This window comes from Phocaeicola coprocola DSM 17136, from assembly GCF_000154845.1.
GTDB classification, from domain to species: domain Bacteria; phylum Bacteroidota; class Bacteroidia; order Bacteroidales; family Bacteroidaceae; genus Phocaeicola; species Phocaeicola coprocola.
Window position 1 is genome coordinate 1 of the sequence record NZ_DS981498.1, and the last position, 13,053, is coordinate 13,053.

Below are 13,053 nucleotides of genomic sequence, written 5' to 3' on the forward strand. Positions count from 1 at the left end.
TTTTCAGAAGAGCGGAAGACGGGACTCAAACCCGCGACCCTCAGCTTGGAAGGCTAATGCTCTATCGACTGAGCTACTTCCGCAATTTTAGTGGGCAAAGATGGATTCGAACCACCGAAGGCGTAAGCCAGCAGATTTACAGTCTGCCCCATTTGGCCACTCTGGTATTTGCCCTTTCGCAACTGATTGACTAGTGTTTTTCTCAATTGCGATGCAAAGGTACAACTATTTTTTTAATTTGCAAACAAAATCTATCATTTTTATTGCAGTAATTGCACATTCATCGCCTTTATTGCCTAATTTTCCTCCTGCTCGTTCTTCAGCCTGTTCCATGTTATTGGTCGTGATTAGGCCGTAAATCACTGGTATATCGGTAGTTGCATTCAGTTGTGTAATTCCTTGAGTTGCTCCGGCGCAAACATAGTCAAAATGTGGAGTATCTCCACGAACTACGCATCCTAAAGCTATTACTGCATCAACTTTTCCACTTTTTATCATTTGTGCTGAGCCGAAAGTTAATTCAAAACTTCCTGGAACTGTTTGTACAAGTATGTTTTCGTCTTTTGCACCATGCTTTTTCAATGTTTTTACCGCACCTTCCAATAATGCGCCAGTTATATTGCTGTTCCATTCTGAGACAACAATTCCAAAACGCATTTGAGAAGCGTCGGGTACAGAGGTGAAATCGTAATCTGATAAGTTGTGATATGCTGTTGCCATAATAATTATGTATAAATGATTAGATGAATATGAAATAAAAAATCATTCGGAGTAAAGTTTGAATCTCATGAGCATCCACGTTGATGTATCCGAGATTCTTCGCTTTGCTCCGAATGACAATACCTTATTATATATGTAATAAATATGCTAGTTATTATTTGATTGAAGCACGGTCAATGTATTTATCAATGTCCATTGCCTGGAATGAGTTTGCATATTTTGTTTTAATTTGCTTGTAAGCTTCAACAGCTTCTGCATTTTTACCTTGCTTTTCAAGTATCTGACCAGCCTGAAGCAAGTAGATTGGGCTTAAAGTAGTGCTGTTTGCTTTGTCTGCAGCTTTCAGCAATGTTGCAGCTGCTTTGTCAAGCTGTCCCATCTGAGCATAACAGTTACCCATTGTACCAATAATGGCAGGAGCAACCATATAATCATCTGCGCTGAATTTATCCAGATATTTTGCAGCTTCTTCATACTTTCCGAGCTGTGCATAGCAAATACCAGCATAAGCATTTGCCAAGTTTCCTGCTTCTGTACCGCTGAATTCATCTGCTATTTTCAGAAAACCTGCGTAACCCAAGCTGTCACCCTTCAGTGCAGTTTCATAATTGTCGTTGCCAAAATACTGTTCACCTTTGAAAAGTGCCTCAGAAGCTTTCAACTCTTTAGGTTCACCGATAAAATGTTTGTAAGCCAATGTGCCACATACGATAACAACAATAGCTACTACAATACCTACTAACAGGTTTTTGTACTTTAAAAGGAATGCTTCAGAAGTACTCAGTGCTTCATCTACATTCAATGGGTCATGAGTGTGTTTTTGTTCTGCCATTTTATTTAATTGTTTTTTATTATTTCTCTTCTATTATTTAGTAATTTATATTTCGGTCAGCAAAAGTAGTTTATTTATGTTTATAAATGAAATTTGCGGGCATGTTTTTTTATCAATCGTGCTTTTATTGCTAATTTTGTAGTCTGAATTTAGGTTTTGAACTATGTGGCTTAAACGCATCTCTATATTAAACTATAAAAATCTGGAGCAAGTAGAAGTTGCTTTTTCACGTAAAATGAATTGTATAATAGGCAAAAATGGGATGGGAAAAACCAATTTGCTGGATGCAGTTTATTATCTTTCGTTTTGTAAAAGTGCTACCAATGCCATTGATTCACAAAATATTTTGCATGATCGTGACTTTTTTGTTGTGCAGGGGTTTTATGAAACGGACGAGGGAGAGCCCGAAGAAGTATATTGTGGGCTGAAACGCCGTCAGAAAAAGCAATTCAAACGTAATAAAAAAGAGTATTCACGCCTGTCAGACCATATAGGGCTGATTCCTCTTGTCATGGTTTCACCGGCCGATTCGTGGTTGATTGCAGGTGGAAGTGAAGAGCGGCGCAGATTTATTGATGTCGTCATTTCGCAGTTTGACCGTGAATACTTAGAGGCTCTGATCCGTTATAACAAAGCCCTTCTTCAGAGAAATTCATTGCTTAAAGCAGATGTTGAACCGGAAGAAGAGCTGATGTTGGTGTGGGAGGAGATGATGGCTGCTTCCGGTGAAACGGTATATGCCAAGCGTAAAGCCTTTATTGATGAATTTATTCCCGTTTTCCAGTCGTATTATTCTTATATTTCCCAGGACAGGGAGCAAGTAAGCTTGTCCTATGAGTCGCATGCTGCCAAAGGAAATCTTCTTGAACAACTGAAGGAGGTTCGTCAGCGTGATCGTATTTTAGGATATTCTACCCGTGGTATCCATAAGGATGATTTGATAATGCAGCTGGGAGATTTCCCCATTAAGCGGGAAGGCTCTCAGGGGCAGAATAAAACGTATCTGATAGCGTTGAAGTTAGCTCAGTTTGAGTTCCTGAAGCGTACCGGAAGTCGTACCACTCCCATCGTATTGTTAGATGATATTTTTGATAAGTTGGATGCTTCTCGTGTTGAGCAAATTGTAAAATTGGTTGCTGGAGACAGTTTCGGACAAATATTTGTGACCGATACGAACAGAGATCATTTGGATAAAATCTTACGTAAGATCGAAGGAGATTATAAACTCTTTGAAGTTGATGGTGGAGTTGTATCTGAACGTTGCAATGAAGAGGAGGAAATATGAAGCGGAATAATACAGAACAGGTAGGAGAGGTGTTGCGGCGTCTTCTCAGACAGGAGGGACTTGAAACTCCTTTGAATGAATATCGGCTGGTTGATGCCTGGAAGGATGTCGTGGGGGAAGCTATTGCTCGTTATACGACTAATATATACATTAAGAATCAAGTACTTTTCGTACATTTGTCTTCATCCGTTCTCCGTCAGGAGCTGATGATGAGTCGTCAATTGTTGATTCGTAACCTGAATTCACAAGTAGGAGCACAGGTTATTGTAAATATCATCTTCCGTTGATGATATTCGGTGGAATTTTACATACTCTTTTATTTGTTTGGTATGAAAGATTCCTCTTCACTCCACACTTCATCCATAGGCTTGTCGAATATTTCGGTAGGGATATACGTACAAATCTGAAAGTGAAAGCAGATACCTATTTTATATGCATTAAGTTGCTTAAGCAGTCGGTCGTAATATCCCTTTCCTCTTCCCAGACGATTACCCTGTGAGTCGAATGCTACACCAGGGATAATGGCAAGGTCTATTTTGTCATAGTTGCTTAAAAGTTCACCTTGAGGTTCTTCTATATTGTAACTGCCTTTTTGAAGATCCTGTTTTCCTGTATAATATCGTAGTTCGAGCTCGTCACCTTTTACAACAGGCAAGATAATGTTTTTACTATGACTCCATTTTTCGATGAAATCGTGCGTTTGTACCTCATCAGGCAATGAGTAATACATTAATATTGTTTGGGCTTCAGCAAAAAGTGGATGCCTTTCCAATTTGCTTAGCAGCAACGTAGAGTATGTAGCCAATTCATGATTAGTATACATTTTTTTTTTGTCTGCGATGCAGCGACGTAGTAAACGTTTTTCTTCTTTTAACATATTGAGTGAGAGGATTAAGATCAACTAAAAGTAACCGTAATAATTATCTATTATAGAATCTAAATATTTAGAGCCTTATCAAACCCCAGTTTCAGGATAATGATAAGGCTCTTTTATTGTAAATAAAGTAGTCAAGCTTCAGATTCTAAATTCCTTTTTATGGAACTTGAGTTTTGACATACTCTCTTATTCTTTGAATATTCGTTGAATTAAGACGCTTCGTTTATTTTTCTGAAGTTTTTTCTGGAGCTTGGGGGAATGATTCTCCTTTTTCCAGTACTTCAAGAGCCTTTTGTACAGTCTTATCTGTCAAGTTTGAATAAGTGATGTATGCCTCTATGCCTAACATGTTGTAAATGATGTTTCCATATAAGCTTTCTTCGAACAGCTGTTTCGATTTATACATCAGGATATTCCGGCGTTTTAGTCCTTTCTTCTCTGCATATTCAGCGAACTTCTCTAACAGATTTTGAGTTTTTAAATAAGCTTCCATCTTTTGTGGAGTATCATACTCTTTAAGCTTGTTACGGTTTTTATCTGTATAGTCGAGTGTATAACGGATAATTAAGCCGCGTGTAGCAGCCATTCTGTAATATGAAGTCATACCTGTTGTATCTTGTGGAACAAAAATATCCGGCATGATACCACCACCTCCATATACCGTACGTCCTAAGCTTGTATGGTAAATTTCTTTTATATTCTGCTTGATACTGTCGGCTGAGAAAAATTCTCCATGTTCGTAACGGGTGATAATGTCCATTTCGTATTCTGCATCATTTCCTTTTTCATAAGGTTTCTGAATACAACGTCCGGAAGGTGTATAATAACGTGCGATAGTCAATCGGATAGCAGAACCGTCGCTGAATTCGATAGGCTGCTGTACAAGACCTTTTCCAAAAGAACGGCGGCCGATAATGGTTCCTCGGTCATTATCTTGAATTGCTCCGGCAAAAATCTCGCTGGCCGATGCAGATCCTTCGTCCATTAAGACAATAAGTGGCATAGTCTGGCTGCTTCCTGTTCCGTTTGAAGTATAATTTTCACGTGGCGACTTTCTTCCTTCCGTATATACAATAAGTTTATTGTTCGGTAAGAATTCATTTACCATCTGAATGGCAGCTGCCATATATCCTCCGGTGTTTCCACGAAGGTCTATAATCATACCTTTGCAGTTTGCCTGAGACAATTGTGCTAATGCAACCAGCAGCTCCGGATAGGTTGTCTCACCGAATTTGTTGACTTTGACGTATCCGAATTTGTCATTAATCATGTAAGCTGCATCAATACTTTTCACAGGTATATCTCCACGTACCACGGTGAAATGAAGAATTTCTTTTTCTCCCGGTCGGTATATACCTAATTTGACTTTACTTCCTTTTTCGCCTTTTAGACGGCGCATGGCTTCCGAATTGGTCACTATTTTTCCTACGAAGCTAGAATCGTCTACCTCTACGATACGGTCGCCGGCAAGAAGGCCGACTTTTTCAGACGGACCACCTTGAATTACACTGTTAATATGAATCGTATCATCTTGTATCGTAAACTGAACTCCGATACCACTGAAACTTCCTTTCAGATCTGAATTAACAGCTTCCAGATCTTTTGCCGGAATATATGATGAATGCGGGTCCAGTTCGGCAAGGATTTGCGGCATGGCTTCTTCTACCAGATTGAACATACTTACAGTATCTACATATTGTTCATCGATTATATGCAGCAGGGCATTCAGTTTATTAGAAGATGTATTGATGATTCCCAGCTTGTTGCCAGAAAAATGATTCGTATAAAACGTTCCTATCAGGATACCAGCTACAAGACAGATAGCCAGTAGGAAAGGCATTAGTCGATTCTTGTTACTACTCATATCTTTTATTCGTTAGGAGTTAAATAAACTAGTTCTATATTTGCACGTTTTAGGAGTTCCAATCCATCTTCCAGCCGATATTTTTCAGCAAAAACCACACGCTTTATTCCAGCTTGGATAATAAGCTTGGCACATTCTATGCAAGGAGATGCTGTGACATAAAGGGTTGCTCCCTCACTGCTGTTGTTCGATCTTGCTATTTTTGTGATAGCATTGGCTTCTGCATGCAGTACATAAGGCTTAGTGATGCCATGTTCATCTTCACACACGTTTTCAAATCCCGCCGGAGTACCATTGTATCCGTCAGAAATAATCATTTTGTTCTTTACTATCAAGGCACCTACTTTTCGCCGGTTACAGTATGAGTTTTCCGACCAGATAGTAGCCATTTGCATATAGCGCTTGTCAAGAATCTCTTGTTTGTTTTCCGTATTTTCCATAATATATTAATGTCTGAATTGCATACATGTGGTACGTTCATTGGGCGCAAGGCGCAACATGATATTGTCGCCTTGATAAAATTGAACGTTTTTCAGTTTATCTATAAATTCTTTGTTCTTTCCAGAAAGACTTACCGTACATTCTATCTGAGTAATTCTGATAGAACGGTCTTTGGCATTGGCCTGCCATTTACCGCTATACGTACCATTCTCGATATTGCCCTGAACCGTTCCGTCGTCGTTGAACATAATGCTGAAAGCGTTTATTACTTTCAAATCTTCAGGCTTAGTATATGTAGGTTTGGCATTGGCATTATAATTATTCCAGTCTATGCCTGTATAATAATTTACCAGTTGCCACTGGCCACTGACAAAAATTTCATTTATGTCATCTTCCTGATTGCAACTGCTCAACAAGAAAGGCAGTACAAATAGCAGACAGCGTATATATTTTCTTATATCTAGCTTCATTTTATTCCATTTCGTTTTAGTAATGCGTGAATGGTCGGTTCTTGTCCCCGGAATCGTTTGTAAAGAGTCATCGGGTGTTCAGTACCTCCTTTTGATAAAATATTGTCCCGGAACGATTGGGCAACATCCTGATTGAATATTCCTTTCTTCTTGAAAACAGAGAAAGCATCGGCATCAAGCACTTCAGCCCATTTATAGCTATAGTATCCGGCAGAATATCCTCCCGACATGATATGTCCGAATTGTACGGTCATGCATGTTTCCTTTACCGGAGGTAATAATTGCGTGCGTTTCCATGCTTCACGTTCATATTCACGAACATCACCGTCGAACGCCTTATCCCGGGTGTACCAAGCCATATCCAGTAATCCGAAACTGATTTGTCGCAGACAAGCGTAAGCAACATTAAAGTTTGAAGCATCTATAATCCGTTGCAACAATTCTTCCGGAATAGATTCGTTTGTCTGATAATGACGTGCAAATGTATTAAGAAAATCTTTTTCAATGGCAAAGTTTTCCATTATTTGCGAAGGCAGTTCTACGAAGTCCCAGTAAACATTTGTCCCGCTCATGCTTTTAAAGCGAGTGTTGGCAAATATACCATGCAGCGCATGTCCGAATTCATGAAGGAATGTATTCACTTCCGAAAAAGTGAGCAATGCAGGCTTATTGGCTGTCGGTTTGGTAAAGTTCATGGTTACAGAAACATGAGGACGGCTGTTGGTGCCGTTTGCTTCTATCCATTGCTCTTTGTAGCTTGTCATCCATGCACCAGAGCGCTTTCCCGCACGCGGATGGAAATCAGTATACAGAACAGCCAGATAACTGCCGTCTTTATCATATACTTCATAAGCCTGTACGTCCGGATGATATACCGGGATGTCTTTATTCTCTTTGAATGAAACACCATATAGGCGGGTTGCCAGTCCGAATACACCTTCCTTGACCCTGCTTAACTCAAAGTAGGGGCGAAGTGCTTCCTCGTCGAGATTGAATTTCTCGTTTTTCAGTTTTTCTGCATAATATGAAAAATCCCACGGCATCAGCTGGAAGTCTTTTCCTTCTGTACGTTGTGCAAGCGCTTCAATTTCTTTCACTTCTTCTCGGGCGGTTGGTGTATATGCTTCCAGCAGCTGATCGAGTAACTGATATACTCGCTCACTGTTTTCTGCCATACGTTTGCGAAGTGCGTAGTCTGCATAATTCTTAAATCCGAGAAGCTGTGCTAGCTGCATGCGCAGATTTACCAATTGTTTTACAACATCCTCATTGTTTTGTTCATTGTCGTGTATACATTGGGTATTGTAAGCCATATACAGTTTACGGCGCAATTCGCGGTTCTCACTATATTTCATGAAAGGAACATAGCTGGGTGCTTGCAGGGTAATTATCCAGCCATTTTTCCCTTTTTCTTTCGCTGTATGAGCCGCAGCTTCTATAATACTTTCAGGGAGTCCTTTCAACTGCTCTTCAGAATCTAAAAGCAACTCGTAGCTATTTGTTTCTTTCAAATGGTTTTGTGAGAAACGCAGAGTCAGTGAACTTAACTCTGTACTTATTTTTCTGAATGTTACTTTATCTTCTTCTGACAGGTTAGCTCCGTTTCGTACAAAACCGTCGTATGTCTTTTCAAGCAGTCGCAATTCTTCCGGAGTAAGCTTCAGGTTCTTTCTTTCTTCGTAAACTTGCTTTACGCGTTCAAAGAGTTTTTCATTTAAGCTGATATTGTTGCTGTGCTCCGAAAGTAAAGGCATCATTTTCTCTGCAATTTCATCCAGTTCATTGCAGGTTTCAGCACTCATCAGATTAAACATCACTGTAGTTACCTGATCCAGTAACTTGCCCGACTGTTCCAGTGCCAGTATTGTATTTTTGAATGTCGGTTTTTCCGGATTCGATATAATATCATTTATCTCTTTATCTTCCTGGCTGATTCCTTCCCGGATAGCAGGCTCGTAATGTACAAGCTCTATCTTGTCAAAAGGAACGGTTCCGTGCGGCGTTGTATATGGTTGTAAAAACGGGTTTTCCATAAATAAAGTTTTTTTATTCTCTTTGTAATTACTTAATGTTTCCATGTCGGGTATATCGATAATTCTTCGGCTCAACCGGATAACTCCTCCGTCTTTTAGTTCGTTCAGCACTTTCGATACATTAATTCTTGTATCGTCAATCTGTTCTGCAAGGTCTTCCATGCGTATCTGGAGTTTTTTCTCCCCAGTAGGAGTAATGCACCGGAGTTGCATGAAATTTACTATTTTATCCAGTGTGTCACTTGCATGTGGACTTTTCAGCTTACGGTAGACCGTTTGTGCCCGGTTACTCAACATATTTAAATAATTGAGCTGAAATATCTCGTATTTATTAAGCTCCGACAGAATATAAGCTTTGTCTATGGTTATGGCATTTACATTTGTATGTGCATAATACGATGCCGTATATTGCGGATACATGCCAAACAGTGAGTAAGGCTCAATGATTTGAGGGCTTTCCAGTGTTTCGTGGATAGTATAATGGTAAGTATGGTCTACAGACTCAGCGCGTATTTCACCTTGTAAAATGAAAATGATATTGTTACAATAATCACCTTGTTTTACAATGCGGCTTCCGGCTGTATACTTCTGAAAATGCAATCTAACTTTTTCCAGTATGGATGTAAAGTCTTCCTTGCATAGTCCTTGAAACAGAGGTAGCAATAAAAGCTTATCGTACATAGTGCTTTGCATCGGCATTTAACTTTATTAAGTTATATTTTAACGTACAAAAGTAGCGAATATTTTGAATGTTTTTCCGGCTTTTACCTTTTTTATCGTTTCTTTCCGTCTGATAATGTTTGCCTGCTCCCTTGCATTATGGTTATTTTTGCATAACTTTGCGTAACATTAATCGTAATGAAGAGAATATGGGAACTTTAAATTTTCAAGAGCTGATCAGTGCTTTTATCGTATTGTTTGCAGTAATTGATATAATAGGTGCTGTGCCTATTATTTTAGATTTAAAGCAAAAAGGTCGTGCGGTAAATGCTGTTCAGGCTACTTTAATTGCTGCGGCATTATTGTTAGGGTTCTTTTTTGCCGGTGATATGATGCTGAAGCTATTTCAGGTTGACATTGCTTCGTTTGCCGTTGCCGGAGCGTTTGTAATTTTTCTAATGTCGCTGGAAATGATTCTTGATATAGAGATATTTAAGAATACAGGACCTATAAAAGAGGCGACACTAGTCCCTTTAGTTTTCCCTCTGCTTGCCGGAGCCGGTTCGTTTACTACCTTGCTTTCACTAAGAGCCGAATATGCTTCTATTAACATTATTATCGCGCTACTGCTAAATATGGTGTGGGTATATATCGTACTGAAGATGACCGACCGTATAGAACGCATTTTAGGGAAAGGTGGTATTTATATTATCCGGAAATTCTTCGGTATAATTTTGCTTGCTATTTCCGCTCGCCTGTTTACTGCAAATATAACTTCTTTGATAGATCAGTTCCAACAGTTAAAATAATAAAATCAGGACAAGCCATGCAGGAAAAAAACTGCAGCTTGTTCCCGATTTATCCAGATGTAGAGAGACTTTATTTTCGTATTTCTCCACTTCCGATACATAAATGGGCGTCTTTGTCGTAAATAACCCCAAACTGACCGGGAGCGATACCTTGTATTTTTTCAGAGCTTCTGATGTGGCATATGCCATTCTTTAATATGAGATTTCCCTGATGAAAGCCGTCTGTGTGGCGGACTTTAAAGCAGACTTGCTGTTCTTTTTCCGTAAGCCATGGATTGTCTGTAATGAAATGAAAGTCTGTTAATTTGAATTCATTGCTGTATTGCTGTTCTGTGTCATATCCATGCGATACATACAATATATTGTTTTCTGTATCTTTGTCTACAACGAACCACGGACCTCCACTCAATCCCAGTCCTTTACGTTGGCCGATAGTGTGAAACCAGAATCCGCGATGTTTGCCTATTTCTTTACCCGATTCCAGTTCTATGATACTTCCCTGGCGTTCTCCTAAGAAGCGTCGTATAAAGTCGTTGTAATTGATTTTTCCTAGAAAGCAGATTCCCTGACTGTCTTTCCTTTGTGCGCTGGGCAGTTTTGCCTGAGCTGCAATATGGCGTATTTCTTTTTTCATGTAACCGCCTAACGGAAATAGCAATTTGGAAACTTGCAGATAATTGATTTGAGCCAGAAAGTCAGTCTGGTCTTTAATCGCATCTTTTGCTGTTGCCAGCCAGGTTTTTCCATTCAGTTCACAAGTTGACGCGTAATGTCCTGTCGCTATTTTATCGTAAGCATATCCAGCCTTTTGCTCAAAACAACCGAATTTGATCAGCTTGTTGCACATTACATCCGGATTGGGAGTAAATCCGTTTCGAACCTTTTCTATTGTATATGCTACCACCTGATCCCAATATTCTTTCTGAAGGTCAATAATCTCCAGTTGCAGGCCGTAACGGCGTGCCGTAGCAGTAGCCAGTTCGATATCCTCTTCTGCCGTACAACTAAGTTCGTTGTCGGTGTCCATTCCTATCTTAATGTAAAATAAGTCAGGTTTGTATCCTTGCTCGCAGAGTAAATGTACGGCTACGGCACTGTCTACTCCGCCTGAGATAAGTGCAGCTATATTCATGGGCGATATTTTGTTTGTTGCAAAGATACCGCCTATCAGCTTTGTAGCAAATACCTTTTTTAGGGTATTTTGCATTTACTACCTGCCATATAGCTTGTCGATCAGGTCACTTCTTCCTATTTTCTTCAGCTCATTGATGATAGCACGCCGTTCTTCTGGCTTGTACCAGAAGAAGAACATACGCTGTGCCAGTTTGTCTTTCTGAGTTTTGGCAGAGAATACAGGTTCCAGTGTATAAGGATGATAGCCTGTATACCATGCCTCTGTAGCTACAGTCATAGGAGTAGGAGTAAAGTCCTGTACCTGCTCCAGGTGGAAATCCAGCCGTTTGGTGATAACGGCAAGTTCAGCCATATCTTCTTCAGTACATCCCGGGTGACTGCTGATGAAATAAGGAATGATTTGCTGACGCAGGTTCAGCTCCTTATTTATTCGGTCGAAGATACGTTTGAAGCGATAGAACTGTTCAAACGGCGGTTTACGCATGATATAAAGCACACGGTCGCTGGTATGTTCCGGAGCCACTTTCAAGCGTCCGCTTACATGACGTGCTATCAGCTCCCGAGTGTATTCCGCCGTACTCTTGTTTACTTCAGGATCCTTGCTCTCGTGCAACAGTAAATCATATCGGACACCGCTTCCGATAAAACTCTTTTTAATCTTAGGGAGCGCATCGACAGCATGATAAATATCCAGCAGCGGGCGATGATCGGTATTCAGGTTCGGACATACCTTAGGATGGATACACGACGGGCGTTTGCACCGGCGGCACATACGTTCGTCACGTCCGTGCATGCCATACATGTTTGCCGAAGGTCCTCCCAGATCACTTAAGTAACCTTTAAAATCAGGCATTTCCGTAATAGCCTTTACTTCCTTTAAAATACTTTCCTTGCTCCGGCTCACGATAAATTTTCCCTGATGCGCAGAAATCGTACAGAAAGCACATCCTCCGAAGCATCCCCGATGAATATTGACCGAGAATTTTATCATGTCGAAGGCAGGAATCCGCTTCCCTTTATACTTAGGATGAGGCAAGCGGGTATAAGGCAAGTCGAACGACATATCAAGTTCTCCCTGTGTCATTGGAGGGTATGGAGGATTCACCACTACCACATCGTTTCCAACTTCCTGATAGATGCGTGCAGCTTCATATTTATTCGATTCCTCCTCAATATGGCGGAAGTTTTGTGCCTGTTTCTTTTTATCCTTCAAGCACTCCTCGTGTGAAAACAAGCGCAAATCGTTTTCGCTGGAAGCAAACTTAGCTTTCCGGCACAAATAAGCCGTTTGAGGTAAGTCGTAGGGGATAGCACCGTCTGTTTTCAGCCGTTTGCATAAATCTGTAATGGGTTTTTCTCCCATTCCGTATATCAACAAGTCGGCTCCTGATTCGGTCAGGATAGAAGGACGGACTTTGTCTTCCCAATAATCATAATGAGTCAACCGGCGCAGGGAAGCCTCAATTCCCCCCAGGATGACTGGTACGTCCGGATAGAGTTTTTTCAATATCTGAGTATAAACAATGCTTGGATATTCCGGCCGCATGTCGTGTCGTCCGTCGGGAGTATATGCGTCTTCACTGCGCAGACGTTTGTTGGCCGTATATTTGTTGACCATACTATCCATACATCCGGCAGAAACACCGAAAAACAATCGTGGTCGTCCCAGTTTTTTGAAATCGCGCAAATCATCACGCCAGTTAGGCTGGGGAATAATGGCCACTTTTAGTCCTTGTGCTTCCAGCATACGACCGATGACGGCAGCACCAAACGAAGGATGATCTACATATGCATCTCCACTGAACAGGATAACATCCAGTTCATCCCATCCTCTCAATTCTACTTCTTTTTTGGTTGTAGGCAACCAGTCGGTTAGTTTATACTCTTTCAAATTTCAATATTTTTAGTTAGTCACAGGCATTGCCCTT

The 13,053-nt window shown here is 40.4% G+C and carries 12 protein-coding genes, 2 tRNA genes and 1 pseudogene; 3 read left to right on the forward strand and 12 right to left on the reverse strand.

Annotation, left to right across the window (positions count from 1 at the left end):
* Window positions 1-10: 10 nt before the first annotated feature.
* The 4 genes from BACCOP_RS14765 to BACCOP_RS14780 form a co-directional block, all read right to left on the reverse strand.
* Window positions 11-83 (reverse strand) — tRNA-Gly (locus tag BACCOP_RS14765).
* An 8-nt stretch (window positions 84-91) separates the two neighbouring features.
* Window positions 92-174, reverse strand: a tRNA-Tyr gene (locus tag BACCOP_RS14770).
* 51 nt (window positions 175-225) lie between these two features.
* Window positions 226-720, reverse strand: a complete 495-nt coding sequence (gene ribH, locus BACCOP_RS14775) for a 6,7-dimethyl-8-ribityllumazine synthase (RefSeq protein ID WP_007570522.1) — start codon at window positions 718-720, stop codon at window positions 226-228.
* Window positions 721-874: 154 nt separating this feature from the next.
* Complete coding sequence (locus tag BACCOP_RS14780; protein WP_007570524.1) at window positions 875-1,552, reverse strand: tetratricopeptide repeat protein; 678 nt, start codon at window positions 1,550-1,552, stop codon at window positions 875-877.
* A gap of 163 nt (window positions 1,553-1,715) precedes the next feature.
* Here BACCOP_RS14780 and recF point away from each other — a divergent pair, with 163 nt between their 5' ends.
* Complete coding sequence (recF, locus tag BACCOP_RS14785; RefSeq protein ID WP_007570526.1) at window positions 1,716-2,837, forward strand: DNA replication/repair protein RecF; 1,122 nt, start codon at window positions 1,716-1,718, stop codon at window positions 2,835-2,837.
* Window positions 2,834-3,124, forward strand: coding sequence for a DciA family protein (locus BACCOP_RS14790; protein ID WP_007570528.1), 291 nt, complete (start codon window positions 2,834-2,836; stop codon window positions 3,122-3,124). Before recF ends, BACCOP_RS14790 begins: the two co-directional genes overlap by 4 nt.
* A 29-nt stretch (window positions 3,125-3,153) precedes the next feature.
* On the opposite strand, the gene BACCOP_RS14795 is transcribed toward BACCOP_RS14790, so the two are convergent.
* The 6 genes and pseudogenes from BACCOP_RS14795 to BACCOP_RS21440 all read right to left on the reverse strand — a co-directional run.
* A complete protein-coding gene (locus BACCOP_RS14795) occupies window positions 3,154-3,714 on the reverse strand; it encodes a 5-formyltetrahydrofolate cyclo-ligase (RefSeq protein WP_007570530.1) in 561 nt (186 codons plus the stop codon).
* Between the two features lie 223 nt (window positions 3,715-3,937).
* On the reverse strand, window positions 3,938-5,578 hold the full coding sequence (locus tag BACCOP_RS14800) for a S41 family peptidase (RefSeq protein WP_007570531.1): 1,641 nt from the start codon (window positions 5,576-5,578) through the stop codon (window positions 3,938-3,940).
* Between the two features lie 5 nt (window positions 5,579-5,583).
* Complete coding sequence (locus BACCOP_RS14805) at window positions 5,584-6,018, reverse strand: deoxycytidylate deaminase (RefSeq protein WP_007570533.1); 435 nt, start codon at window positions 6,016-6,018, stop codon at window positions 5,584-5,586.
* Between the two features lie 6 nt (window positions 6,019-6,024).
* Entirely contained in the window at window positions 6,025-6,489 is a 465-nt protein-coding gene (locus tag BACCOP_RS14810; protein ID WP_007570534.1) for a DUF4847 family protein, read from the reverse strand.
* Window positions 6,486-8,522 carry a M3 family metallopeptidase gene (locus BACCOP_RS14815; protein WP_040312141.1) on the reverse strand — a complete coding sequence of 679 codons (2,037 nt, stop codon included), beginning with the start codon at window positions 8,520-8,522 and terminating at the stop codon, window positions 6,486-6,488. Before BACCOP_RS14815 ends, BACCOP_RS14810 begins: the two co-directional genes overlap by 4 nt.
* A gap of 39 nt (window positions 8,523-8,561) precedes the next feature.
* A pseudogene (locus tag BACCOP_RS21440) lies at window positions 8,562-9,221 on the reverse strand (Crp/Fnr family transcriptional regulator); the annotation flags it as partial.
* A 170-nt stretch (window positions 9,222-9,391) separates the two neighbouring features.
* Between BACCOP_RS21440 and BACCOP_RS14820 the strand changes: the two are divergent.
* Entirely contained in the window at window positions 9,392-9,991 is a 600-nt protein-coding gene (locus BACCOP_RS14820; RefSeq protein WP_007570538.1) for a MarC family protein, read from the forward strand.
* 70 nt (window positions 9,992-10,061) lie between these two features.
* On the opposite strand, the gene mnmA is transcribed toward BACCOP_RS14820, so the two are convergent.
* Together mnmA and BACCOP_RS14830 are read right to left on the reverse strand one after the other, a co-directional pair.
* Window positions 10,062-11,123 (reverse strand): tRNA 2-thiouridine(34) synthase MnmA, encoded by a 1,062-nt coding sequence (mnmA, locus tag BACCOP_RS14825; RefSeq protein WP_040312142.1) that lies wholly within the window; start codon window positions 11,121-11,123, stop codon window positions 10,062-10,064.
* 78 nt (window positions 11,124-11,201) lie between these two features.
* Entirely contained in the window at window positions 11,202-13,016 is a 1,815-nt protein-coding gene (locus tag BACCOP_RS14830; RefSeq protein ID WP_007570542.1) for a YgiQ family radical SAM protein, read from the reverse strand.
* Window positions 13,017-13,053: the final 37 nt, after the last annotated feature.

Excerpts from the sequence above, each read along its gene's own strand:
- mnmA (WP_040312142.1), bottom strand. The coding sequence starts at position 11,123 with ATGAATATAGCTGCACTTATCTCAGGCGGAGTAGACAGTGCCGTAGCC.
- BACCOP_RS14800 (WP_007570531.1), bottom strand. The coding sequence starts at position 5,578 with ATGAGTAGTAACAAGAATCGACTAATGCCTTTCCTACTGGCTATCTGT.
- BACCOP_RS14780 (WP_007570524.1), bottom strand. The coding sequence starts at position 1,552 with ATGGCAGAACAAAAACACACTCATGACCCATTGAATGTAGATGAAGCA.
- BACCOP_RS14795 (WP_007570530.1), bottom strand. The coding sequence starts at position 3,714 with ATGTTAAAAGAAGAAAAACGTTTACTACGTCGCTGCATCGCAGACAAA.
- BACCOP_RS14805 (WP_007570533.1), bottom strand. The coding sequence starts at position 6,018 with ATGGAAAATACGGAAAACAAACAAGAGATTCTTGACAAGCGCTATATG.
- BACCOP_RS14820 (WP_007570538.1), top strand. The coding sequence starts at position 9,392 with ATGGGAACTTTAAATTTTCAAGAGCTGATCAGTGCTTTTATCGTATTG.
- BACCOP_RS14815 (WP_040312141.1), bottom strand. The coding sequence starts at position 8,522 with ATGGAAAACCCGTTTTTACAACCATATACAACGCCGCACGGAACCGTT.
- recF (WP_007570526.1), top strand. The coding sequence starts at position 1,716 with ATGTGGCTTAAACGCATCTCTATATTAAACTATAAAAATCTGGAGCAA.
- BACCOP_RS14810 (WP_007570534.1), bottom strand. The coding sequence starts at position 6,489 with ATGAAGCTAGATATAAGAAAATATATACGCTGTCTGCTATTTGTACTG.
- ribH (WP_007570522.1), bottom strand. The coding sequence starts at position 720 with ATGGCAACAGCATATCACAACTTATCAGATTACGATTTCACCTCTGTA.
- BACCOP_RS14790 (WP_007570528.1), top strand. The coding sequence starts at position 2,834 with ATGAAGCGGAATAATACAGAACAGGTAGGAGAGGTGTTGCGGCGTCTT.